This is a genomic window from Plasticicumulans acidivorans (assembly GCF_003182095.1).
GTDB lineage: Bacteria > Pseudomonadota > Gammaproteobacteria > Competibacterales > Competibacteraceae > Plasticicumulans > Plasticicumulans acidivorans.
Window position 1 is genome coordinate 1 of the sequence record NZ_QGTJ01000009.1, and the last position, 23,338, is coordinate 23,338.

At 68.2% G+C, this 23,338-nt stretch carries 18 protein-coding genes and 2 pseudogenes; 12 read left to right on the top strand and 8 right to left on the bottom strand.

Going from position 1 to position 23,338, the window contains the following annotated elements:
• Window positions 1-141: pseudogene (locus tag C7443_RS14605) on the top strand (electron transfer flavoprotein subunit alpha/FixB family protein); the annotation flags it as partial.
• Window positions 142-221: 80 nt separating this feature from the next.
• Here the strand turns inward: C7443_RS14605 and C7443_RS14610 are convergent.
• The 3 genes from C7443_RS14610 to rtcR form a co-directional block, all read right to left on the bottom strand.
• Entirely contained in the window at window positions 222-647 is a 426-nt protein-coding gene (locus C7443_RS14610; RefSeq protein WP_110019366.1) for an organic hydroperoxide resistance protein, read from the bottom strand.
• 171 nt (window positions 648-818) lie between these two features.
• Window positions 819-1,259, bottom strand: a complete 441-nt coding sequence (locus C7443_RS14615; protein WP_110019367.1) for a MarR family winged helix-turn-helix transcriptional regulator — start codon at window positions 1,257-1,259, stop codon at window positions 819-821.
• Window positions 1,260-1,351: 92 nt separating this feature from the next.
• Window positions 1,352-2,959, bottom strand: a complete 1,608-nt coding sequence (gene rtcR / locus C7443_RS14620) for an RNA repair transcriptional activator RtcR (RefSeq protein ID WP_110019368.1) — start codon at window positions 2,957-2,959, stop codon at window positions 1,352-1,354.
• Window positions 2,960-3,171: 212 nt separating this feature from the next.
• Here rtcR and C7443_RS14625 point away from each other — a divergent pair, with 212 nt between their 5' ends.
• The 8 genes from C7443_RS14625 to C7443_RS14660 all read left to right on the top strand — a co-directional run bounded on the left by C7443_RS14625 (window position 3,172) and on the right by C7443_RS14660 (window position 11,798).
• Window positions 3,172-4,734 carry a vWA domain-containing protein gene (locus tag C7443_RS14625; RefSeq protein WP_110019505.1) on the top strand — a complete coding sequence of 521 codons (1,563 nt, stop codon included), beginning with the start codon at window positions 3,172-3,174 and terminating at the stop codon, window positions 4,732-4,734.
• Window positions 4,735-5,224: 490 nt separating this feature from the next.
• Complete coding sequence (locus C7443_RS14630) at window positions 5,225-6,454, top strand: RtcB family protein (protein WP_110019369.1); 1,230 nt, start codon at window positions 5,225-5,227, stop codon at window positions 6,452-6,454.
• 3 nt (window positions 6,455-6,457) lie between these two features.
• Window positions 6,458-7,780, top strand: a complete 1,323-nt coding sequence (locus C7443_RS14635; RefSeq protein WP_110019370.1) for a HEAT repeat domain-containing protein — start codon at window positions 6,458-6,460, stop codon at window positions 7,778-7,780.
• Window positions 7,781-7,782: 2 nt separating this feature from the next.
• Entirely contained in the window at window positions 7,783-8,919 is a 1,137-nt protein-coding gene (locus tag C7443_RS14640; protein WP_342774239.1) for an RNA ligase RtcB family protein, read from the top strand.
• Complete coding sequence (prfH, locus tag C7443_RS14645) at window positions 8,916-9,548, top strand: peptide chain release factor H (protein WP_110019372.1); 633 nt, start codon at window positions 8,916-8,918, stop codon at window positions 9,546-9,548. The genes C7443_RS14640 and prfH overlap by 4 nt, the downstream gene beginning before the upstream one ends.
• A 36-nt stretch (window positions 9,549-9,584) precedes the next feature.
• Window positions 9,585-10,607: an RNA 3'-terminal phosphate cyclase gene (gene rtcA, locus C7443_RS14650; RefSeq protein ID WP_110019373.1), complete on the top strand. Its 1,023-nt coding sequence runs from the start codon at window positions 9,585-9,587 to the stop codon at window positions 10,605-10,607.
• 106 nt (window positions 10,608-10,713) lie between these two features.
• Window positions 10,714-11,307, top strand: coding sequence for a DUF4145 domain-containing protein (locus tag C7443_RS14655; protein WP_110019374.1), 594 nt, complete (start codon window positions 10,714-10,716; stop codon window positions 11,305-11,307).
• Between the two features lie 149 nt (window positions 11,308-11,456).
• A complete protein-coding gene (locus tag C7443_RS14660) occupies window positions 11,457-11,798 on the top strand; it encodes a hypothetical protein (protein ID WP_110019375.1) in 342 nt (113 codons plus the stop codon).
• Between the two features lie 10 nt (window positions 11,799-11,808).
• Here C7443_RS14660 and C7443_RS14665 read toward each other — a convergent pair whose 3' ends face one another.
• Complete coding sequence (locus tag C7443_RS14665) at window positions 11,809-12,711, bottom strand: LysR family transcriptional regulator (protein WP_110019376.1); 903 nt, start codon at window positions 12,709-12,711, stop codon at window positions 11,809-11,811.
• Between the two features lie 127 nt (window positions 12,712-12,838).
• Between C7443_RS14665 and C7443_RS14670 the strand changes: the two genes are divergently transcribed.
• Entirely contained in the window at window positions 12,839-13,609 is a 771-nt protein-coding gene (locus C7443_RS14670) for an SDR family oxidoreductase (protein WP_110019377.1), read from the top strand.
• Between the two features lie 6 nt (window positions 13,610-13,615).
• On the opposite strand, the gene C7443_RS14675 is transcribed toward C7443_RS14670, so the two are convergent.
• Together C7443_RS14675 and C7443_RS14680 are read right to left on the bottom strand one after the other, a co-directional pair.
• Window positions 13,616-14,353, bottom strand: a complete 738-nt coding sequence (locus tag C7443_RS14675; protein WP_110019378.1) for an anti-sigma factor — start codon at window positions 14,351-14,353, stop codon at window positions 13,616-13,618.
• On the bottom strand, window positions 14,350-14,919 hold the full coding sequence (locus tag C7443_RS14680) for an RNA polymerase sigma factor (protein WP_110019506.1): 570 nt from the start codon (window positions 14,917-14,919) through the stop codon (window positions 14,350-14,352). Before C7443_RS14680 ends, C7443_RS14675 begins: the two co-directional genes overlap by 4 nt.
• Window positions 14,920-15,198: 279 nt before the next feature.
• On the opposite strand from C7443_RS14680, the gene C7443_RS14685 reads away from it, so the two are divergent.
• Window positions 15,199-17,664, top strand: coding sequence for a hypothetical protein (locus tag C7443_RS14685; RefSeq protein WP_110019379.1), 2,466 nt, complete (start codon window positions 15,199-15,201; stop codon window positions 17,662-17,664).
• Between the two features lie 38 nt (window positions 17,665-17,702).
• Here the strand turns inward: C7443_RS14685 and C7443_RS14690 are convergent, their stop codons facing one another.
• On the bottom strand, window positions 17,703-18,326 hold the full coding sequence (locus C7443_RS14690) for a lipid-binding SYLF domain-containing protein (protein WP_110019380.1): 624 nt from the start codon (window positions 18,324-18,326) through the stop codon (window positions 17,703-17,705).
• 251 nt (window positions 18,327-18,577) lie between these two features.
• Between C7443_RS14690 and C7443_RS14695 the strand changes: the two genes are divergently transcribed.
• Window positions 18,578-23,167: an EAL domain-containing protein gene (locus tag C7443_RS14695; RefSeq protein WP_110019381.1), complete on the top strand. Its 4,590-nt coding sequence runs from the start codon at window positions 18,578-18,580 to the stop codon at window positions 23,165-23,167.
• Between the two features lie 46 nt (window positions 23,168-23,213).
• On the opposite strand, the pseudogene C7443_RS14700 reads toward C7443_RS14695, so the two are convergent.
• Window positions 23,214-23,338 (bottom strand): annotated as a pseudogene (locus tag C7443_RS14700) (4-hydroxy-2-oxovalerate aldolase); the annotation flags it as partial.

Here is a 23,338-nt window from a genome sequence, read left to right on the forward strand (position 1 = left end):
CACCTGGCGGGCATGAAGGACTCGAAGGTGATCGTGGCGGTCAACAAAGACGAAGAAGCGCCGATCTTCCAGGTGGCCGACTACGGCATCGTCGGCGACCTGTTCCAGGTCGTGCCGGAACTGTCGAAGGCCCTGGGCTGAGGCAGCCGACCGCCGCTGGATGGCGCACTCGGCCATCCGGCGGCGGTCTTTAGCGGTCCGCGGCGCTCAAGTACATCAGCTCACACCAGCACCAGTCGCACGTCGATGTTGCCGCGGGTGGCGTTGGAGTACGGGCAGACGATGTGCGCCTTGTCGACCAGCGCCTGCGCGCGTTCGCGGTCGACGCCGGGCAGGGCGATCTGCAGTTCGACTTCGATGCCGAAGCCGGTCGGGATCTGGCCGATGCCGACCTGTCCGGTGATGGAGACATCGGCCGGCAGCGCGATCTTTTCGCGGGCGGCGACGAACTTCAGCGCGCCGAGAAAGCAGGCCGAGTAGCCGGCGGCGAACAGCTGCTCGGGATTGGTGCCGTCACCGCCGGCGCCGCCGAGTTCGCGCGGCGTGGTCAGGCGCACGTCGAGTACACCGTCGGATGACACGGCACGGCCGTCGCGACCGCCGGTGGCCTGGGCCTGGGCACGGTAAAGCACTTTTTCGATGGACATGATGATTGCTCCGTTGAGTCAGGTTTGCATGGCGCTCTGTGTTGGGCGTCCCGCTGCGCCGGTTGGCGGAATGCCTGAATTTATTCGCTATTAAATAGCGCACTATTTATCTACATAAAAAACCACGGCCATTCCCTTCTTCATCTTTGCTCGTCTGTCGACGCGCCGGGTTCAGACGGCCGTGTTGAGGCGGGCGCGCAGGCGGTCGAGCTGCTCCTTCAGGGCCTGCAGTTCATCGACGCTGCAGGCGCTGGCGCCGAGTACGCGTTGCGGGATCGATTCGGCTTTTTCCCGCAGGGCCCGACCGGACTCGCTCAGCGTCACGATCACCTGTCGTTCGTCCTGTGCCGAGCGGCTGCGGCTGAGCAGTTGCGCGGCCTCCAGGCGCTTGAGCAGCGGCGTCAGCGTGGCCGAATCCAGATACAGCCGTTCGCCGATTTCCGAAACCGTCAGCCGGTCCTGCTCCCACAGCACCAGCATCACCAGGTACTGCGGGTAGGTCAGTTCCAGCTCGCGCAGCAGCTTGCGATAGACCTTGTTCATCGCCAGCGCCGTCGAATACAGCGAAAAGCACAGCTGGTTGTCGAGGAGCAGGGCTCGTTCGGGGTTCATCGCAGTCGGCTCTTTATCGTGCGTCGATGGGATGAGAATTTAAATAGCGTGCTATTTAAATGCAAGCGATTTTTTAGCGAGATATGAACACTTCATTCGCTCCCCTCGCCTGCCTGCAAGCGCCCCCAGTCCAGGCCGAAGCGCGCCAGGTATTTGCGCAGGCGGTCGGCATCATTGGGCTGCGCCTTGCCCTGACGGGAGACGGCGAACAGCTCGCGGCCGGCGGCCGACAGCGTCGGCGCGGCGCGGCACACACGCACCACCTCGGCGAGCTGTACGCGATCGAAGCGGTCGAGCTGCGCGGCCTCGCTGCCGAGCAGCGCATCCAGGCCGTCATTGGTCTGCGGCATCTGCCACTGCGCGCGCAACCGCTGGATTTCCTCATCGACATCGACCTCGCCGATGCGTCCACCGTCGGCCAGCGTCGCCATGCGTGTGATCGAGGCGCCCAGCTCGCGGAAATTGCCGCGCCACGGCGTCGCCGGATCGCTGCCGAAGGCCAGGTAGCGACGGCGTGCCTCGGTGTTGAAGCACACGCGGCTGCCCTGCTCGCGGGCGAAGCGCTCCAGCTCGAAGTCCAGGTTCGGCGCGAGATCCTCGCGCCGTTCGGCCAGCCCCGGCAGGCGGAAGGTCCACAGGTTGATGCGCGCGTACAGATCGTCGCGGAAGCGGCCGGCGGCGACTTCGCTGCGCAGGTCGCGGTGGGTGCCGGCGATCAGCTGGAAGCGGCTGGCGACCTCCTGATCAGCGCCGACCGGCAGAAAGCGCCCCTCCTCGATCGCGTGCAGCAGCATCGCCTGCTCGTCGGCGCCGAGTTCGGCGATCTCGTCGAGGAACAGCAGACCGCCATCGGCCGCGCGCAGCAGGCCCTGGCGCTCGCTCTGCGCGCCGGTGAAGGCGCCGCGGCGATGGCCGAACAGGGCCGACATCGCCTGATCGCCGCGCAGCGTCGCGCAGTTGACCTCGACCAGCGGGCCGTCGAGGCGGTGGCGGGCATGCTTGAGCGCATAGATGCGCCGCGCCAGCGCGCTTTTGCCGGCGCCGGTCGGGCCGAGCAGCAGCAGCGGCGCATTCGAGCGCAGCGCCACCCGCTCGATGCGCTCGATCAGCGTGTTGAACGCCGGATTGCGGGTGGCGATGCCGGCCTTGAGAAAGTCCGCCTGCTCGGCCTGCTCATGGCTGAAACGGCGGGCGATGCGGTCATAGCGCGACAGGTCGAGGTCGATCACCGAGGCCGTGCCCGGATCGCCGGCGCGCTGCTGGCGCGGCGGCGAGGTCTGCAGCAGCCGTGCCGGGAAATAGCGCGCCTCGGTGAGCAGGAACAGACAGATCTGCGCGACGTGGGTGCCGGTGGTGATGTGCACGAGGTAGTCCTCGTGCTCCGGCTCGAAGGGATAGGTCGAGGCGAATTCGTGCAGCGCGGCATAGACCGACTCGAAGTCCCACGGGTCGCCGAGGTCGAGCGCGTGCAGGTTCAGCTGGGTTTCCGGCGAGACGCTGCGGATGTCCTGGGCGACGTATTCGGCCAGCGAGCGGAAGCGCTCGACGATCAGCAGCTCGAAGCGGTCGATGACGCGGTCTTCCTGCTGGCACAGCGCCACGCTCGGCCGCCATTTCTCCCAGCGCCCGGCACCCTTGCCGCTGTCGAGCGTGGTGCCGAGAAAGCCGATGACGACGCTGGGGCGCGGATTGGCAGGCATGCTGTTTTATCCATTGAGATAAAAAACGCGATAAAAGTATCACTTAATGTCCGCATGCCCCAAACACTGAAAACCTGCTGATGATTCTTGTTTTTCATTTAAATCAATTAATTAAATAAAAAATACTGATTCTGGCACGCTGTTTGATAAAGCCGATGGCAGACACGCCGCACTTTCGTCGCGGCCTTCATTTCGTCAGCCGGGAGGCAATCATGGTCAATCTGACGCTGTTTCCGTCGCGCCGCGATCCGTCCTTGCCGGCGACCGATACCTGCAACGGCGCCGGTGCGCCGGCCTATGCACTGCCGGCACGGCAGGCACTGGCGCAGTTCGCCGCCACCGGCTGCCTCAATCACTGCTACTACAGCGACGCCGAGGCGCAGCTGCAGCAGGTGCTCGAACTGTGTGCGCAGCTCGACGATGGCTTCATCGCCCGCACCGCGCTGTATGCCCGCGAGCGGGCGGCGATGAAGGATCTGCCGGCGCTGCTGTGCGCCGTGCTGGCGGCGCGCGGTTCGCCGTGGCTGGCGATGGTGTTCGAGCGGGTCATCGACAACGGCCGCATGCTGCGCAACTTCGTGCAGATCCTGCGCAGCGGCGCGACCGGGCGGCGTTCGCTCGGCAGCCGGCCGAAGCGGCTGGTGCAGCAGTGGCTCAACCGCGCCAGCGAGGCGGCGCTGCTCAGCGCCTGCGTCGGTACGCAGCCGTCGCTGAGCGACATCGTGCGCATGGTGCACCCGAAGCCGGCCGAGGCCTGGCGTTCGGCCTGGTTCGCCTGGCTCAACGGCCTGCCCTACGACGTCGCCGCGCTGCCGCCGCTGACCGCGCGCCTGCAGGCGCTGCGCCGTGGCGAGGCCGGGGAGATTCCGCCGGTGCCGTTCCAGCTGCTGACCCACTGTCCGCTGAGCGCGGCGCAATGGGCGGCGATCGCCCGTCAGGCCGGTTGGCAGATGCTGCGCATGAACCTCAACACCTTCGCCCGCCACGGCGTGTTCGAGCAGCCGGGGATGCTGCGCCACATCGCCAAACGGCTGAGCGATGCCGAGGCGATCCGCCGCGCCCGCGTCTTCCCGTACCAGCTGCTGGCGGCGGCGCGGGCGGCGCAGGGTTTGCCGGATGCCGTGCAGGCGGCGCTGGCGCGCGCCCTCGACCTGGCCTTGAAGAACGTGCCGCGGTTGGCGGGGCGCACGGTGGTCTGCCCCGATGTCTCCGGCTCGATGCACGCGCCGGTGACCGGCTGGCGGCCCGGCGCGAGCAGCCGCGTGCGCTGCGTCGATGTCGCGGCACTGGTGGCGGCGGCCTTCGTCGCGCGCTGTCCGGGTACACGGGTGCTGCCGTTTCGTGAGGCGGTGGTCGAGCTGGAACTCGATGCCCGCGCCGGCGTGCTGGCCAATGCCGAGCGCCTGGCGGCGATCGGCCCCGGCGGCACCGACTGCTCGGCCCCGCTGCGCTGGCTGGAACAGCGGCGCGAGCGCGTCGATACGCTGATCCTGGTCTCCGACAACGAGAGCTGGATCGACGCCCGCCGCGGTGCCAGTGCCACGCTGCAGGCCTGGGAGCGACTGCGTCGACGCCATCCGCAGGCGCGGCTGGTGTGCATCGACCTGGTGCCGAATGCGCACACGCAGGCGCCGGAGCGTGCCGACATCCTCAATGTCGGCGGCTTCAGCGACGCGGTGTTCGAACACATCGCCGCCTTCAGCGACGGCCGCGCGCAGCACTGGGTCGAGGCGATCGACGCCATCGTGCTGCAGGCAGACAGCGCGGCGGGCTGAGGGCGCGACGGACGACAGGAGGTTTTGAGTTTGGGTGTGCGGGTGAATGCTGGTGGAACTACATCGGGTCGCGGGTTCGATTCCCGCCGCCAGGCGCAGGCGTGGCGTAGCTCAGCGGATAGAGCAGATGTTTCACCCCATTTCGTCAGCCGCACACCGCGGGCGAATGCCGACGGGAGTACATATCAAGCATGTATCCCTCTCGTCACCGGTTTCGTCGCCCGTTTGTTTTCACGGCGGCCGCTGCGGCGGCGCCTCACAGGTTTGGGCGTTCGGGTGAATGCCCGTGGAACTACATCGTGTCGCGGGTTCGATTCCCGCCGCCACGCGCAGGCGCGGCGTAGCTCAGCGGGTAGAGCAGATGTTCCACCCCTTTTCGTCACCCGCACGCCCCGGGCGAATGCCGACGGGAGTACATCTGCAACATGTATCCCTCTCGTCACCGGTTTCGTCGCCCGTTTTGTTTTGCTTTGAAGTCTGGAGACTGACGATGAAGGACAAAGATCAGCGTCACTACGAGGTGCAGCAGAGCGGCGACGGGGTGCCGATCAAGCTGTGGACGCAAGGCGTGCCGGTCGATGTGCAGGCACGCGAGCAGCTGGAAAAAACCGCGCGGCTGCCGTTCATCTACAAGTGGATTGCGGTGATGCCGGACGTGCACGTCGGTAAGGGCTCGACCATCGGCAGCGTGATCCCGACCAAGGGCGCGATCATTCCGGCGGCGGTCGGCGTCGACATCGGCTGCGGCATGATGGCGGCGAAGACCACGCTCAACGCCCGCGACCTGCCCGACGATCTGCACCCGCTGCGCGTCGCCATCGAGCGCGCGGTGCCGCACGGACGCAGCGTGGGCCGACGTGACCAGGGCGCCTGGGGCGAGCCGCCGGCGCCGGTCGATGCCGCGTGGTCGGCGCTGGCCGCCCGCTTTGCGGCGATCACCGCCAAGTACCCGAAGCTCGCCCGCAGCAACAGCCGCGTGCACCTGGGGACACTCGGCACCGGCAACCACTTCATCGAGGTCTGCCTCGATGAGGACGACGCGGTGTGGTTCATGCTGCATTCCGGCTCGCGCGGCGTCGGCAACGCCATCGGCAATTTCTTCATCGAGCTGGCGCGCGAGGACATGCGCCGCTGGATGATCAATCTGCCGGACCGCGATCTCGCCTACCTGCCGGAAGGCACCGAGCACTTCGCCGACTACGTCGAGGCGGTCGAGTGGGCGCAGGACTTCGCCCGTACCAACCGCGAGCTGATGATGCAGGCGGTGATCGCCGCGGCGCGGCAGGTGATCAGCAAGCCCTTCGACACCCACGTCGAGGCGGTGAACTGCCACCACAACTACGTCTCGCGCGAGCACCACTACGGCGAGGACATCCTCGTCACCCGCAAGGGGGCGGTGCGCGCCCGCGCCGGCGAGCTCGGCATCATTCCCGGCAGCATGGGGGCGAAGAGCTACATCGTGCGCGGCAAGGGCGAGGCGGAAAGCTTCGAGTCCTGCAGCCACGGCGCCGGGCGGGTGTATTCGCGCAGCGAGGCCAAGCGCCGCTTCAGCCTCGCCGATCAAAAGCGCCTGACCGCCGGAGTCGAGTGCCGCAAGGATGCCGACGTGATCGACGAGATCCCGGCGGCATACAAGGACATCGACGCCGTGATGCGGGCGCAGCGCGATCTGGTCGAGGTGGTGCACACGCTCAAGCAGCTGGTCTGCGTGAAGGGCTGAGCCGTGATCCTCGACCCCGCCCGCCAGCGCCTCGAACGCACCCGCCAGCGCTGGGCGCTGCGCATGAGCAGCGACCTCGCCGTGCTGCAGGCGGCGGCCCGCCACGGCGACGGCCATCTGCGCGAAGCTGCGGTACGCCGGCTCGGCGAGCTGCCATCGATCGATGCCCTGCCGGCGCTGATCGAGCGCTGCAACGACTGGGTGGCGCCGGTACGCCACGCGGCGCAGGCCGCGCTGTACCGGCTGCTGCGCGCCGAGCATGCGGCGGCCCTGGTCGCCGCGCTGCCGCGGCTGCAGCACCTGCGCCGCTGCCGCCGGGCCGATCACGACGCGCTGGTGACGGCGGTCGAACAACTGCTGCAGCGTTGCCCGGCAGCGCTGCACGCCGGGCTGTACGCGGCCGATGCGCGGGTGGCGCGCGCCTGTTTTCTGCTGTGCTGGCAGGCGGCGCCGACACCGACACTGATCGCCTGCGGCCTGCGCAGCCGCGATTGCGTAATCGCCGCTTGCGCCGCCGGTGCACTGCGCACGCTGGAGGCTGCCAGCCGCCCGCCGCTGCTGGCGCTGGCGCGGCGCGCGCCGCTGATGCCGGTGCGCCGCGAGGCGCTGCAGCTGGCGCTGCAGGATGCCGACGACGCCACCGCCACCGCACGGGCACTGGCGGCGCTGCTCGAACCCGCGCCGGCGCTGCGCCGCATGGCCCTGCGCTGGCTGTGCAGCCATGGCCGGCAGGCCGCAGCGCTGGCCAGTCTGCGCAGCGCCCTCACCGGCCCGCGCCGCATCCGCACCATCGGTCTGCTCGCCGAACTCGGCGAAGCCGCTGACGCGCACCGGCTCGAAGACCTGCGCACGGCGGCCGAGCCGGCGCTGCGCGCTGCCTGCCTCGGCACACTGCTGCGCCTGCTGCCGGCGCGCAGCGACGAATGGATCGCCGCCGCTTTCGCCGATCCGGCCGCCAGCGTGGTACGCAGGGTGCGGGCCGCACCGCGCCTGTATGAATACGATGCCGCCACCTTGCTGCGCCTGCTCGCCGGCGCCGCGGCCCCTGCGGTCGCGCTGGCGGTGCTGGAGACGGTCGGCCGGCGGCTCGACAAATGGGAGCGCCTGCGCCTGATCCTCGCCCTGCCGGCGACGGTGCAGGTGCGCTCGCTCAGTGACTGGCTGGCGCGTTACAACCGCAGCTTCGCGACGCCGAGCGCGGCGCAGCGCCAAGCCCTGCAACATGCCCTGAGCGCCACGGCGCTCGCTGCCTGCCCGGCCCGGCTGCGCCGTGAACTCGACTTCACGCTCGCCGCGCACGCGCTCGGCATCCACGGAAACGAATGACGATGGACGACACCCCTCAAGCCCCCGCACCGACCCTGGTCGCCTCCGCCGGGCAGTGGATCGAAGGCGCCGCCGTGCAGCAGCTGGCGGCCGTCGCCGCCTGGCCCGGCATGCGCCGCGCGGTCGGCCTGCCCGACCTGCACCCGGGCAAGGTCACGCCGATCGGCGCGGCTTTCGCCAGTGACGGCCTGCTCCACCCGGCGCTGGTCGGCAACGACATCGGCTGCGGCATGAGCCTGTGGAGCACCACGCTCAAGCGCGCCAAGGCCAAACCGGTGGCGCTGGCCGCCCGCCTGCACGGCCTCGACGGCCCGTGGGACGGCGACACCAGCGCCCGCCTCGCCGCCGCCGGACTCGAACCGACACCCTGCGATGCCGCGCTCGGTACCATCGGCGGTGGCAATCACTTCGCTGAGCTGCAGGCGATCGAGCAGGTCTGCGATGCCGCAGTGCTCACCGCGCTCGGCCTCGATGCCGAACGCCTGCTGCTGCTGGTGCACAGCGGCTCGCGCGGCCTCGGTGAACGCATCCTGCGCGATCACGTCGAGCGCCACGGCGCCGCGCCGCTGGCCGCCGACAGCGACGACGGTCGCGCCTACCTCGCCCGTCATGAACTCGCGCGGCGCTGGGCGGTGGTCAACCGTGCGCTGATCGCCGAACGCTTCGCCGCCAGCCTGCACACCGAGGTCAGCTGCCGCCTCGACATCTGCCACAACAGCGTCAGTGCGGCGCTGGTCGACGGCTGCCCGTGCTGGCTGCATCGCAAGGGCGCGGCACCGGCCGATGCCGGGCCGGTGGTGGTGCCCGGCTCGCGCGGCAGCTTCAGCTACCTGCTGCAGCCGACGCCGGACAGCGAAGCGACGCTGTACTCGATCGCCCACGGTGCCGGGCGCAAGTGGAAGCGCAGCGACAGCCGCGCCCGGCTGCAGCGCCGCTTCACGCCGCAGAGCCTGAGCCGCACCGCGCTCGGCAGCGAGGTGATCTGCGAGGATCGCGAGCTGCTGTTCGAGGAGGCGCCGCAGGCCTACAAGGACATCGAGCGCGTCATCGCCGATCTGGTCGATGCCGGGCTGGCGCGGGTGCTGGCGGTGCTGCGGCCGCTGGTCAGCTACAAGCTGCGCGCGCGGGTGCGGGCATGAGCGCCGGTGGCTGGCTGCAGCTGAGTGCCGGGCGCGGTCCGGCCGAGTGCGCCTGGGTGCTGGCCCGGCTGCTGCCGAAGCTGATCGCCGAGGCCGGCGCCGCCGGCCTGCGCTGCGAGGTCCGCGCGCAGCAGGCCGGTGCGCAGCCCGGCACGCTGCAGTCGGTACTGCTCGCCTGCGACGGCGCGGCCTTTCCCGCCTTCGCCGCGCGCTGGTGCGGCAGTGTGCAGTGGATCGGCCACAGCCCGTTCCGCCCACAGCACAAGCGACGCAACTGGTTCATCGGCATCGAGTCGGTGCAGCCGCCGCAGCGTCATCACTGGCATGCGCAGGAGTTGCACATGCAGACGCTGCGCGCCAGCGGCCCCGGCGGCCAACACGTCAACAAGACCGACAGCGCGGTGCGCATCACCCATCTGCCGAGCGGCCTCAGCAGCGTCGCCCGTGCCGAACGCTCGCAGGCGCGCAACCGCGCGCTGGCCCTGCACAAGCTGGCGCAGCAGCTCGACGCCCGCAGCAGCGAGGCCGCCGCGCACAGCGTCGAGGCCCGCTGGCGCTGTCACGATCGCCTGCAGCGCGGCGACGCGGTGCGCGTGTTCGTCGGCCCCGAATTTCGCGAGCGCGACTGACGCGCCCGCCCGCATGGAGATGAAAAGGACCCCGCGATGAAGGAGCTCGTCGTCATCGATGGCGCCGCCGGCGAAGGCGGTGGCCAGATCCTGCGCAGCGCGCTCAGCCTGTCGATGCTGAGCGGCCGCCCGCTGCGCATCGAACATATCCGCGCCGGGCGCAGCAAGCCCGGCCTGCTGCGCCAGCACCTGACCGCGGTGCAGGCCGCCGCCGCGGTGTGCGGCGCGCAGGTCAGCGGCGCCGTCGCCGGCGGCCAGACGCTGGAATTCCACCCCGGCCCGATCCGCGCCGGCGACTACGAATTCGCCATCGGCACCGCCGGCTCCTGCACGCTGGTGCTGCAGACCGTGCTGCCGGCGCTGTGGCAGGCGCCGGGGCCGAGCCGGCTGCGGGTCAGCGGCGGCACGCACAACCCGGCGGCACCGCCGGCCGATTTCCTGCAGCACGCCTGGCTGCCGCTGCTCGCGCGCATGGGCCTGCACGCCGAGCTGACGCTGCTGCGGCACGGCTTCTACCCGGCCGGCGGCGGCAGCGTCGAAGTGCGGGTCACACGGGGCAGCACGCTGCAGCCATTGCAGCTGGAAAACCGCGGCGCACTGCTCGAATGCCGTGCCGAGGCGCTGATCGCCGGCGTGCCCGGCAACGTCGCCGAGCGCGAACTCGCCACGGTCGCCCGCCGCCTCGACTGGCCGGCCGAGGTGCTGCACATCCACGGCCTGCCGGCCAGCCATGGCCCCGGCAACGCGCTGCAGCTGTGCCTGCGCCACGAGCACGTCACCGAGCTGTTCACCGCCTTCGGCGAACGCGGCACCGCCGCCGAAACCGTCGCCCGCCGCGCCTGCAACGCCGCCCGCGACTACCTCGCCAGCCCCGCCGCCGTCGGCCCCTGGCTCGCCGACCAGCTACTGCTGCCCCTCGCCCTCGCCGGCGGCCACTTCACCACCCTCGAACCCAGCGCACACACCCGCAGCAACATCGCGGTGATCGAACGGTTTTTACCGCAGCGGTTTGGGGTGGAGCAGGTGGCGGAGGATTGCTGGAAAATTGACTTAAAATAATCCTAAATCAGACAAGCGCGCGTTATTAAACGCAGCATGCAATGCTGCTTATTTATGTGCAAACAAATTTATTTGTGTAGATATCAGCCTATCCGCAGAGGTCAAAATGAATGAAAAAACCATTTCGCCAACTGCGTGGCAAGATTGTCAAACCGTACCAAGAAAGGCGTTCGTTTGTGGATTTTGCAATACTAAAGTTGCATCAGTTAATGGGTATAATTTAATTACTGACAAAACAAAACCATATCTTGGCGGGATATATATTTGCCCAAACTGTGGAGGCCCAAATTTTTTTAGTCCTAACGGAATGCGTTATCCAGCAGCTGCGCTTGGCAGTACTGTTAATAGTGTGCCGTCTGAGCTTTATGCGCTTTATGAAGAGGCACGGCGCTCTTCAAGCCAAAGTTGTTTTACCGGTGCCGTGCTGCTTTGTCGCAAGATGCTGATGAATATAGCCGTTCAGCAAGGAGCGAAAGAAGGACTCAAATTCATTGAGTATGTCGATTACCTTGCGGATAAAGGCTATGTCCCGCCAAACGGAAGGCATTGGGTTGATCATATCAGGAAAAAAGGAAATGAGGCGACGCATGAAATAGCTATCATGAAAGAAGAAGATGCGAGTGATCTCATTACATTCATAGAGATGCTGCTGCGTTTTATTTATGAGTTTCCAAACAAGATCCCCGTGCAATCACCGTAGGCTCAACCATTTTGCAGTTGCAGCGTTACTCAGAAAGAAACACGAACCTGGATTGGCGACGAATAGCAGTCGAGCTGCAGTCAGCTAAAAACATGAAATCATATAATTTCAAATGGATAGGAAATAAAAATATGAGACCAATATTGTCAATGGCGCTGATGTTGACGCCGCTGTCGGCTGTTTGCGCGGAAACCTTTGATCACTATAAAAAAGCCGACATCGAAATCCTCGCCGCCCAGCCGTTAGCCTCCGACACAACCAGGCTGGTATACCAGCCGCTCCTTGAATCCCTGTTCTACTGCCCGGGTGCGGTCGGTGAACGTAAGGATGGGCGTGAAAAGATCACGCTGGTTCGCTGTTCGATCCATGAACGCTGCGCGGTCGATTTTGCGGCGAAGGCCGTGGAGCACGGTTTCGAGCTGGTCCTGCCGGCTGCGCCGCGCGATATCGATCTGGTTTTTAGTGACGGCGAAGTCAGGCTGGCCGATTAGCCGTCCTGATTCACCCCGCCATCTGCTGCCGATACAGCGCCTCCATCCACTCGACGAAGGCCGTCACCCGACGCGACAGGTAGCGGCGTTGCGGGTAGAGGGCGGTCATCGCCAGGGGTGGCGGGGCGAAGGCGGTGAGGATTTCGCTCAGTTCGCCGCGGGCCAGATGGCTGCGGGCGTCGTAGGCCGGAATCTGGATCAGGCCGAGGCCGGCGATGCAGCAGGCGATGTAGCTTTCGGCGCAGTTGACGGTGATGCTGCCGCCGAGCGCGATGCTGACCGGCTGGCCGTCGACCAGCCCTTCCCAGTCGTCGGCCGGGCCGCTGACCGGCACGGCGTAGCGCACTGCGTGATGGCCGCTGAGTTCGTCCGGCGTGTTCGGCGTGCCGTGACGGGCGAGATACGCCGGGCTGGCGAACGTGCCGACGCGCAGCGGGCCGATCGGGTGGGCGATCAGCGCCGGGTCGCTGAGTGTGCCGACGCGGATCGCGCAGTCGACGCCTTCGTGCACCAGGTCGACCGGCCGGTCGCTGACGCCGAGTTCCAGTTCGATGTCCGGATAGCGCGCGAGGAACTCCGGCAGCGCCGGGGCGATGATCAGGCGGCCGATGCGCCCCGGTACGTCGACGCGCAGCCGTCCGTGCGGGCGTGACTGGCCCTGCATCAACCGCTGTTCGGTTTCCTCGATGTCGGCGAGCAGGCGCCGGCACCAGTCGAAATAGGCGACGCCGTCGCCGGTGAGCTGCATGCGCCGCGTGGTGCGCTGGATCAGCCGCGTCTGCAGGCGCGCTTCGAGGCTCTGCACTGCGGCCGAGACCGTCGAGCGCGGCAGCCGCAGCCGTTCGGCCGCTCCGGTGAAGCTGCCGCATTCAGCGACGCAGACGAAGATTTCCAAAGTCTGCAGGCGATCCACGGGGTCTCTCCGCGTGCAATTGTTCGAGATGACAGGAAAGTCTTTGCAGATTTTGCCGGTTTATCCGTGAACTGTGCACGGTCAGGCTTGGCGGGCGCCATCCGCGGCGCAGTGTCAGGAGACCGCCATGAGCACCCCGAACAGCACCCTGCGCAGCCTGCAGGGCAAAGTCGTCATCGTCGCCGCCGGCGCCAAGAACCTCGGTGGTTTGATCAGCCGCCGCTGTGCGGCCGATGGTGCGAAGCTGGTTGTGCACTATCACGGCGATGCCGCGCGCGCGGCGGCTGATGCCACCGTCGCCGAGATCCTCGCCGGCGGTGGCGAGGCCATCGCGGTACAGGGCGACCTGACCCGGGTCGCCGAGATCGAGAAACTGTTCGATGCTGCCGTCAGCCGCTTCGGCGGCGTCGACGTCGCCATCAATACCGTCGGCAAGGTGCTGAAGAAGCCCTTCGTCGACACCAGCGAAGCCGAATACGACGAGATGTTCGCGATCAACGCCAAGTGCGCGTACTTCTTCATGCGCGAGGCCGGCCGCCGTCTCAACGATCACGGCAGCATCATCACCATCCTCACTTCGCTGCTGGCGGCGTTCACCGGGCTGTATTCGACCTACGCCGGCTCCAAGGCGCCGGTCGAGCACTTCACGCGCGCGGCGGCCAAGGAATTCGGCGTGCGCGGGATTTCCGTCAACAACGTCGCGCCGGGGCCGATGGACACGCCGTTCTTCTACCCGGCGGAGACGCCGGAGACCGTGGCCTACCACAAGTCGCAGAGCATGAACGGCCAGCTCACCGACATCCGCGACATCGTGCCGATCGTGCACTTCCTCGCCACCGAGGGCTGGTGGATCAACGGGCAGACGCTCTTCGCCAACGGCGGCTACACCACGCGCTGAACGCCGCTACCAGAACTTGACGCAGCGGCCGCTGAGCACGAAGGGCTGCGGCCGGGCGCCGGGTGCCGGCAGCTCGCTTTCGAAGGAAACACCGAGCTGCGACACGCTCGCCAGCTGGCGGTCGGCCGGTGCGCTCAGGGTGATCTCGCCAGTGCCCTGCGCCGGCACCAGGCCGAGCGGCCGCGGCGGCGCATCACCCGACAGCGCCCACAGCACGGCGACCTGTCCCTGCGGGATGTTGAGGGGCTGCAGCAGTTTGAGGCCGAGCCGCTGCTCGCGGCGTGCGGCACTCGCCAGCAGCACCGGTTCACCGTCCGCCGGCGCGAGAATGCCGAGATAGCTCGGCGGCAGGCCGAGCGCGCTGACCGGCACCGGCTCGACGAAGCTTTCGGGGTACATGCGCACCACGCCGACGGCGAACAGCAGGCCGCAGGCGAAGGCCAGCAGCGGCCGCAGCCAGGCGCCGAGTTCGCGGCTGAGATCCTCGTCGTCGGTTTCCGTGCGCGGGCTGCGGGCGCCGATGGTGCGCCGTTCGATCACCTGCCACATCTGCGCTGACGGCGTCAGCGGCGGCACCGATTCAGCGAGGCGGCCGAGGCGCCGCTCCCATTCGCGCACGGCGTCGCCGGCAGCCGGCAGCGTGCGGCACAGGTGCTCGAAGCGGCGCCGCGCCAGCGGACTCAGCGTGCCGAGCACGTAGGCGGCGGCGAGGGCATCGAGCAGTTCGGGTTTTGCGTAGTTCATGCGACGGCATCCAGGCAGCGACGCAGGTGATCGAGCCCACGGCGCAGCCAGACTTTGACGCTGCCGATCGGTGCAGCGAGCTGGTCGGCCAGCTGGGTGTGGGTCAGGCCGCGGTAATAGGCCAGCGCCAGGCAGCGGCGCTGCTGCTGTGGCACTGCCTGCAGGCAGTTGCGCAGACGCAGCGCGTCGATCGCCTGCTCCAGCAGGTCGAGCGGATCGGGGCGCTCGTCGGCGCGTTCGGCCAGGCTGGCGACGTGCTCCTCATCGCCGAATTCGAGCGGCCGGCGCCGCTCGCTGCGCAGCAGGTCGAGTGCCTGATGGCGCACCACCGCCGCCAGCCAGGCGAACGGCGGGCCGGCGGTGACCGAGTAGCTGTCGGCGCGCTGCCAGATCTTGAAGAAGGCCTCCTGCACCGCCTCCTCGGCGCGCTCGCGGCGGCCGAGCAGACTCATCGCCACGCCGAGCAGGCGCGGGGCGCTGAGTTCGTAGAGCTGTTCGAAAGCCTGGGCATCGCCGAGCGCGACCCGCGCGATCAGCGCCTGCAGGGTGTCGTCGTCAGCCGCCATGAGCACCTCCGCGGCGGGCATGCCGCCATCGTCCCGGTCCGGCCGTGAGCCTACGCTGTCGCGCCATTGTCTTCCCCTGTGCCGCGCCGTGCGTCCGCGAAGCGGCGGCCGCGTTTCAGTATATGGCCCGCTCCCCTGCCCCGCGCGAGCGCCGGGCAGCTGTGCACGCCGCCACCTAAGCTCGCGAGAGTACCCACCGGCTGTTGCGGGTGCCTGCGGCCGCGCGTCGCCATCCGGCACGCCGGTCGTGACCGTTCGGCGTGATGCAGGAGAACCATGATGCGTTTCCATCGATGGCTGTTCTACGGCCTCTGTCTGCTCGCCGGTGGAGCCGCGCAGGCGGCCGATGCGCCAAGCGAGCCGCCGGCCGACAACGGCTGGCCGCGGGTCTACAGCAAGGGCGGACAGCAGGTCGTGGTCCATCAGCCGCAGGTGGACAGCTGGGGTGACTGGAGCCGCCTCAAGTTTCGCGCCGCGGTGGCGGTCAGTGACAAGCCCTCGGCGACACCGCGCTACGGCGTGCTCGCGGTCGAGGCGACGACCGAGGTCGACAAGGACAGCGGCAGCGTGCTGCTGCGTGACATGAAATCCGAGCTGCGCTTCCCCGACGCTTCGGCGGATGAAAACAAACGCCTGACCACGCTGGTGCGCGAGGCGCTGCCGCCGCAGCGTTCGCTGGTGGTGGCGCTCGATCGCCTGCTGCCCTACCTCGATGCACAGCAGGTCGAACAGCGCGAGGTGCAGGTCAGTCTCGATCCGCCGCAGATCTTCTATTCGACCAGGCCGGCGACGCTGCTGGGCTTTTTCGGGCCGCCGGAATTCAAGCCGGTCGCCGACAGCGGTCTGCTCGCCGCGGCCAATACCGATGCCACCGTGCTGCTCGACCCCGATGACGGCAACCGCTACTACCTGCGCCTCGGCGATACCTGGCTGAGCACGCAGGATCTGCAGCGCGGGCCGTGGGCGCAGCCGGTGAACCTGCCGCCCGCCTTCGCCAGATTGCCCGATGACGGCTGGGGCGAGCTCCGCAGCCAGGGCGTCGGCCCGCGTCTGCCGCGGGTGCCGCAAGTGTTCTACACCGAGGGTCAGGCCGAGCTGCTGCTGACCGATGGCGAGCCGCGCTACCGGCCGATCGCCGGCACCCGGCTGCTGGCGGTGAGCAACAGCGAGCAGCCACTGTTCCTGCACAGTGGTGAGCATCGGCACTATCTGCTGAGCGCCGGGCGCTGGTTCAGTGCCGGCCCGCTCACCGGGCCGTGGCAGGCGGCGACCACTTCGCTGCCGGCGGACTTCGCCCGCATCCCCGACAGTGACCCGATGGCTTACGTGCTGGCCTCGGTGCCCGGCACCGAAGCCGCCGAAGACGCCGTGCTGCTGGCCTCGGTGCCGCAGAAGGCGACGCTGCAGCGTGCCGATCTGCGCTACGACGCGAGCTACGCCGGTGAGCCGAAGTTCGCTCCGATCGAAGGCACCCCGATGCAGTACGCGGTCAACGCCGCCGATCCGGTGATCGCCTACGACGGCCGCTACTACAGCGTGAAGAACGGCGTCTGGTTCGAAGCGCCGGCCGCCGGCGGGCCGTGGGTGGTGTGCACCGCGGTGCCGCCGGCGCTGTACACGATTCCGTCGTCGAGCCCGGTGCACAACGTCACCTACGTCAACGTCTACGACTCGACACCGACCACCGTCACCACCGGCTACACCGCCGGCTACAACGGCCAGTACGTGATGAACGGTCTGCTGCTGTTCGGCGTCGGCATGGCGCTCGGCTACGCGCTGCACGATCACGACGACTGGTGGTACGGCCCCGGCTGGTACGGGCCGGCGTATCGCAGCTACGGCTACGGCGCGGTGTACCGGCCGGGCTACGGCTATGCCCGCGCCGGCTGGGCCAGCGGCCCCTACGGCGTCGCCGGCGGCCGCGCCTTCTACAACCCGGTGACCGGCGGCTGGGCGCGCGGCGGTGCGGTGGCCACGCCGTTCGGTGTTGCCGGCGGCCGTGCCGGCTACAACCCGTACACCGGCGCCTACGGCGCGCGCATCGGCGGCGCCAACGCCTACGGCTCGTGGGGCCGCAGTTATGCCGAGCGCGGTGGCGAATGGGCCGCAGCCGGCCATCGCAGCGGCCCGCGCGGCAATACCGCCTGGGTGCAGACCTCGAATGGCGGCGGTGCGATCGCCCGCAACGGTCGCGTCTACGCCGGCAAGGACGGCGAGATCTACCGTCGCACCGGCCGTGGCGAATGGCAGGAGTACAACGGCGGCGGCCAGTGGCGGCGCAGTGATGCCCCGCGCAGCCAGGTCAGCGCCACCCGCGGCGGCGTACAGCCGCGCGATGCTCAGGCCCGCGAGGCCCGCCGCGACACGGCGCGCGCGCAGCGCGACACCCGCCGTCCGGCGCAGACGCCACGCGCCGCGAACCGCACCGAAGCGGGAACGCGCCCGACACCGCAGGCGCAGACACCGCGGCGGGCCAACCCGCCGGGCGAGCGGTCAGCCAGCCGACCGGCCCCGCGCAGCGAATCCCCGGCGGCGCGCGCGCCGCGGCGCGAGGCGACGCCGGCCGAGCGGCTGGCCCAGCGACCGCAGCGGGCCAACCCGCCGGCGGCGGTGCAGCGTGACGTGACGGCGCGTGATCGCGGCAATCGCGGCGTCGAGCGCACACAGCGCAGCGGCGGCGGCTTCAGCGGTGGCCGTCAGGCCGGTGGTGCTCGCCAGGGCGGCGGCGGACTGCACCGGCGTTGAGTGCCCGCTCCGGCCGTCGGTTCGGCCGGCGATGTCTCTCAGTTCAGATTGGGGTCCTTGAAGTATTTGGTGCCGCCCCAGTTGGCCTGCACGTTCACGCCCTTGTCCATCAGCTGATAAACGCTGACATAAGGCGTGAACGAGGCCATGGCATCGGTGGATTCGCCGACGCCGCCCGGTTTGATCGTGGCGTTGCCCTGCGCGCTGACATCGACACCGAGCGTGAGGAACTGGTCGAAGGCGGTGTCGTTCTTGAACACCAGCACGTAGCGGTACTTCATGTAGCCGAGGCCCGGGCCGGTGCCGGCGCGCAGCATGCGGATGTAGGTCTCCTTGCCGCTGCGCTGGTCGACGATCATGCCGCCGCCTTCGGCGCCGACCAGCAGCACCAGGTTGAGGCCGGAGGCGCCGACCACCGCGTAGCCCTTGGCTTTGGCGATCTCCGCCCGCGTCGCCGGTCGCTGCGCGTAGAGATCGGCCAGTGTCTTGTCACGCATGGCGCGCAGCTGCGCCCGCTCATCCTCTTTCTGCTCGGGCGTGAGATTTCGCGCCTGCGGCTCACCGCCGTTCGAGCCGGCGCTGGAACAGGCGAACAACGGGACGGCCAGGCACAGGCTCAGCGCGACCGGTACGGCACGGCGCAGCGGCTTCGATCGGATCATGGGATGACACTCGTGGGGAGGAAATGAACGTCTGTCTGCCAGGGGCAACGGCCGGCCGCGGCGTGGTCGACCGCATCGGCGCAAGCGTAGCAGTCGCCGGTCGCTCGCCACGGCTCATGAAACATGTTCAAGTGTTAATGTTTCTTGGCGTAAGGCATTGCAATGCGCTTTGCGGCCGCCGGCGATCAGGCGACGCAGCGCATGGCGGGCTGATGCAGCGCCAATGAGCGGCGGCGGACGGGGTTCTCAGCGTGGAAAACGACGAATCGCAGCAGTCCTCCGAGCGCAGCGATCGTGGCGAGCACAGCGGGCCGCTGGTCGGTATCGGCGCCTCGGCGGGCGGGCTGGAAGCGCTCCGGCAGTTCTTCCTGGCGATGCCGGCCGATACCGGCCTCGCCTTCGTGCTGATCCTGCACCTCGATCCGAACCACGACAGCCTGATGGCCGAGCTGCTGGCCAAATGCACGTCGATGCCGGTGGCTCAGATCGAGGACGGCATGCGCGTGGCGGCCGATCACGTCTACGTCATCCCGCCTAATCATTACCTGAGCATCCGCGCGGGCGTCCTGCACCTGGAGCCACCGACCGAGCGGCGCGGCATGCGCATGCCGATCGATTACTTCCTGCGCTCGCTGGCCGAGGCACTCGCCGAAAAAGCGATCTGCGCGATCCTCTCCGGTACCGGCAGCGACGGCACGCTGGGGCTGCGCGAAATCAAGGGCCACGGTGGCATGACCCTGGTCCAGGAACCCAACACCGCCCAGTACAACGGCATGCCGTACAGCGCGCTGGCGACCGGGATGGTCGACTACCGGCTGCCAGTCGAGGCGATGCCGGCAGTGCTGCTGCGCTATGTGCGCCATCCCTACGTGCGCGGCGAGCTGCTGCCGAGCGTCGCCAGCCGCGAGCCACAGGATCTGCTCAATGCCATCGTCGCGCTGGTCCATGTGCGCAGCGGGCATGACTTCCGCCACTACAAGCAGGGCACGCTCGGCCGCCGCATCGCCCGGAGGATGGGCCTGAGCTGTATCGAGACGCTGCATGACTATCTGGAACTGCTGCGCCTGTCCGATGACGAGGTGCACAAGCTGGTGCGCGACCTGCTGATCAGCGTCACCAGTTTCTTCCGCGAACCGCCGGCCTTCGAGGTGGTGCTGAACAGCGTTGCCCCGACCCTCGTCGAACAGGCGGCGGCGGATGAGGTGCTTCGCGTCTGGGTGCCGGGCTGCGCCACTGGTGAAGAAGCCTACTCGCTGGCGATGGTGTTCCTCGAAGCCATCCGCCGCAGCGGCCGTTCGCTCGGCCTGCAGGTGTTCGCCACCGATGTCGACAGCGAGGCGCTCGATGTCGCCCGCGCCGGCATCTACCCGCTGGCCGCCGCCGCGGAGCTGCCGGCGGCCTTCGTCAGTCAGTTCTTCAGCCGCAACGGTGAGCAGATCAGCGTCAGCAAGGCGGTGCGCGAAGTGGTGGTGTTCGCCGCGCAGAACCTGATCCGCGACCCGCCGTTTTCCCGCCTCGACTTCATCAGCTGCCGCAACCTGCTGATCTATCTCGATGCGCAGGTACAGGCCCGGATCATCCGCCTGTTCCACTTCGCGCTGCGCAGTGGTGGCTACCTGTTCCTCGGCAGCGCGGAAACCATCGGCCCGCGCACCGACCTGTTCCGCACGCTCTCGAAAAAGGGGCGGATCTATGTCCGCCAGGACACGCCGGGTGAGACGCACGGCGTCGACGATTACCCGATCGTACGCGATGCCCCGAGCCTGATGCCGCCGCTCGGCGGCCGCATCCGCTCCGGCCTCAGCCGCCGCCTCGGTGAGCGGGTCGAGGAATGGCTGCTGCGCGAATACGCCCCGGTCGCGGTGCTGGTCGACCGCAGCGGCGAGGCGCTGTACTTCCACGGCAACACCTCGCCCTACCTGGAAATGCCGAGCGGCACGGCGACCCATGACATCGTCGCGCTGGCGCGCGAGGGCCTGCGCACCGTGCTGCGCGCCACGCTGCAGAAAGCCGCGCGCGAGCACCTCGCCATCGAAACCCGCGCGGTGACGCTGCAGAGCGCGCGCGATACGCGGCGAGTGCGGTTGAAGGTATGGCCGCTGGACGAGACCGAAGGCAGCCTGCTGGTCTGCTTCCACGACGAACCCGCGCCCGCGCCGGCACCCGCGGCGCGCGCCGGCGACGAGGGGCTGGTCAATCAGCTCGAATACGAGCTGAAGGCGACCCGCGAGGATCTGCAGACCACCATCGAGGAAGTCGAATCCGCCAACGAGGAGCTCAAGGCTTCGAACGAAGAAGTCATGTCGATGAACGAGGAGCTGCAGTCGACCAACGAGGAGCTGGAAACCTCGAAGGAAGAACTGCAATCGCTCAACGAGGAGTTGTCGACCGTCAACAACCAGCTGCTGGAGAAAGTGCACGAGCTGGAGGCGGCCAACAACGACCTCGCCAACCTGCTCTCCAGCACCGACATCGCAACGATCTTCCTCGACCTTGAACTGCGCGTGCGCCGCTACACGCCGACGGCAACGCGGATGTTCGCGCTGATCGAGGCCGATCATGGCCGGCTGATCGCTGATGTCGCGCAGCGCTTTCGCAACGGTCCGCTGGTCGAGCTGTGCCAGCGCGTGCTGCGCGAGCTCAAGCCGTTTCAGGAGGAGGTGTGCGCCAGCGACCAGCGCTGGTACACGCTGCGCATCCTGCCCTACCGCACCAGTGATATGCGCATCGACGGGCTGGTGCTGACCTTCAGCGACATCACCGAACAGCGCAGCGCCTGCGCCGAGGCCGAGAGCCGCGCCCGCCAGCTGCGCATCATCGCCGACGCGATGCCGGCGCTGATCGCCCACATCGACCTCGAACACCGCTTCCGCTTCGTCAACGCCGCCTATGAGCGCTGGTTCGAGCTGCCGCAGCAGAGCCTCCTCGGCGAACCGCTGTGCACGGTGTTCGGCACGGCGGCCTATCAGCACCTGTGCCCGCAGCTGGAGGCTTCACGCAGTGGCCACGTCGTCACCGCCCGTACCCGCCTCAACCATTGCCGCCTCGGCGAGCGCGAGGTCAGTGTCACCTGGGTGCCGGAGCGCGGCGCCAGCGGCGCGGTCGAGGGTTTTTATTCGCTGATCAGCGACATCACCGCACAGCAGGACGCCGAGCGGCGCCTGTTCGCCGCCGATGTGGTGTTCCGCAGCACCACCGAGGCGGCGGCGATCCTCGACGAGAACGGCCTGTTCAGCACCATCAACCCGGCTTTCGAAGCGCTCACCGGCTATTCGCAGCGGCAGAGCCTCGGCGAGAACTGGATTTTTCTGCTCTCGGATCACCAGGCCTGCGAGCGCAGCGGTGTCGACTGGGAGGCCATCATCGCCAGCGGCGGCTGGCATGGCGAACTCAAGCTGCGGCGCAAGAACGGCGAGGCCTTCGCCGCCTGGCTGACCATCGACGCCATTCGTCCGGGCGATGACGACGTACGCGGCTACGTGCTGGTGTTCGCCGACATCAGCACCGTCAAGGCAGCCGAGCGGCGCCTGGAGTATCTGGCGCACCACGACCCGCTGACCGGCCTCTACAACCGCGTGATGTTCCTCGAACGGGTGGCGCACGCGCTGGCGCGCGCGCAGCGGCAGAAGCACATCACCGCCCTGCTCTACCTCGACCTCGACGGCTTCAAGCACGTCAACGACAGCTGCGGCCATGAACTCGGCGACCGCCTGCTGGTAATCGCCGCCCAGCGCCTGAGCGACTGCGTGCGCGCCGAGGACACGCTGGCGCGCCTCGGCGGCGACGAATTCGGCGTGCTGCTCGAAGAAATCGGCGAGCCCTACGGCGCCTCGACGGTTGCCGATAAGATCATCGAGGCGATGCGCACGCCGTTCGTCATCGACCAGCATGAGCTGGTGCTCGGCGTCAGCGTCGGCATCAGCCTGTTCCCGGCCGACGGTCAGGAGGCGGCAACGCTGATCCGCAATGCCGACACCGCGATGTATCGCGCCAAGGAACGCGGCGGCAACGTCACACATTTCTATACGCCGGCGCTGACCGAGTCGGTGCAGCAGCGCGTCTCCACCGAGAGCGCGCTGCGTCATGCGCTGGAACACGACGACCTGCTGCTCTACTTCCAGCCACAGATGGCGCTGGGCAGCCAGCGTTTCGTCGGCGTCGAAGCGCTGCTGCGCTGGCGCGTCAGCGGCCGCGGCGTGCTCGGCCCGGAAACCTTCCTGCCGGTCGCGGAGCTGTCCGGGCTGATCATCCGCGTCGGCAATCGCGTCATCGAAATGGCCTGCGCCCAGCTCGCCGCCTGGCGGGCGGCCAGCATCGGCGCGCCGCGGCTGTCGCTCCATGTCTCGGCGCGGCAGTGCATGGACGAGGATTTCGCCGGCGTGCTGGCGCAGGCGCTGCAGCGCCACGGCGTGCCGGCGTCGGCGCTCGATCTGGAAATCACTGAAAGCTGCTTTCTCGACAAACGCTCGTCACTGCGGGTGCTGCCGGCGCTGCACCGGCTCGGCGTCAGCCTGACCCTCGACGACTTCGGCACCGGCTACGCCTCGCTCGCCGCGTTGCGCGACAGCCCGCTCAGCGCGATCAAGATCGATCGCGCCTTCGTCGACGAACTCGGTGGCAAAAGTGACCACGGCGCGATCGCCCGCACCGTGATCGCCCTTGGCCGCAGTCAGCATCTGCGGGTGATCGCCGAGGGCGTGGAAACGCAAAAGCAGCTTACCGCGCTGCGCAGCATGGGCTGCGACGTCGGCCAGGGCTTTCTGATCGCGCCGCCGATGCCGGTCGACGAGTTCACGCTGTGGCTGCAGGAGCAGCACGAGCGCATCGAGGCGGTCGAATGAACCGGCGGCCCGCCGCGCCGGGCGTGGCGGGCCGCTGCCGAACGCCTCAGGCGGCGCTGGTCTTGCGCTCGCGGGCCAGCGTCATCGCCGTGTCCTCGATCATGTCCTCCTGACCGCCGACCATGCCGCGGCGGCCCATCTCGACGAGGATCTCGCGCGCCGGCACGCCGT

Bases quoted from the DNA above. Each gene is read 5' to 3' on its own strand.
- C7443_RS14655 (WP_110019374.1), top strand. From the start codon at position 10,714: ATGAATGAAAAAACCATTTCGCCAACTGCGTGGCAAGATTGTCAAACC.
- C7443_RS14610 (WP_110019366.1), bottom strand. From the start codon at position 647: ATGTCCATCGAAAAAGTGCTTTACCGTGCCCAGGCCCAGGCCACCGGC.
- rtcR (WP_110019368.1), bottom strand. From the start codon at position 2,959: ATGCCTGCCAATCCGCGCCCCAGCGTCGTCATCGGCTTTCTCGGCACC.
- rtcA (WP_110019373.1), top strand. From the start codon at position 9,585: ATGAAGGAGCTCGTCGTCATCGATGGCGCCGCCGGCGAAGGCGGTGGC.
- C7443_RS14640 (WP_342774239.1), top strand. From the start codon at position 7,783: ATGGACGACACCCCTCAAGCCCCCGCACCGACCCTGGTCGCCTCCGCC.
- C7443_RS14675 (WP_110019378.1), bottom strand. From the start codon at position 14,353: ATGAACTACGCAAAACCCGAACTGCTCGATGCCCTCGCCGCCGCCTAC.
- C7443_RS14690 (WP_110019380.1), bottom strand. From the start codon at position 18,326: ATGATCCGATCGAAGCCGCTGCGCCGTGCCGTACCGGTCGCGCTGAGC.
- prfH (WP_110019372.1), top strand. From the start codon at position 8,916: ATGAGCGCCGGTGGCTGGCTGCAGCTGAGTGCCGGGCGCGGTCCGGCC.
- C7443_RS14680 (WP_110019506.1), bottom strand. From the start codon at position 14,919: ATGGCGGCTGACGACGACACCCTGCAGGCGCTGATCGCGCGGGTCGCG.
- C7443_RS14660 (WP_110019375.1), top strand. From the start codon at position 11,457: ATGGCGCTGATGTTGACGCCGCTGTCGGCTGTTTGCGCGGAAACCTTT.
- C7443_RS14630 (WP_110019369.1), top strand. From the start codon at position 5,225: ATGAAGGACAAAGATCAGCGTCACTACGAGGTGCAGCAGAGCGGCGAC.
- C7443_RS14625 (WP_110019505.1), top strand. From the start codon at position 3,172: ATGGTCAATCTGACGCTGTTTCCGTCGCGCCGCGATCCGTCCTTGCCG.
- C7443_RS14685 (WP_110019379.1), top strand. From the start codon at position 15,199: ATGCGTTTCCATCGATGGCTGTTCTACGGCCTCTGTCTGCTCGCCGGT.
- C7443_RS14670 (WP_110019377.1), top strand. From the start codon at position 12,839: ATGAGCACCCCGAACAGCACCCTGCGCAGCCTGCAGGGCAAAGTCGTC.
- C7443_RS14615 (WP_110019367.1), bottom strand. From the start codon at position 1,259: ATGAACCCCGAACGAGCCCTGCTCCTCGACAACCAGCTGTGCTTTTCG.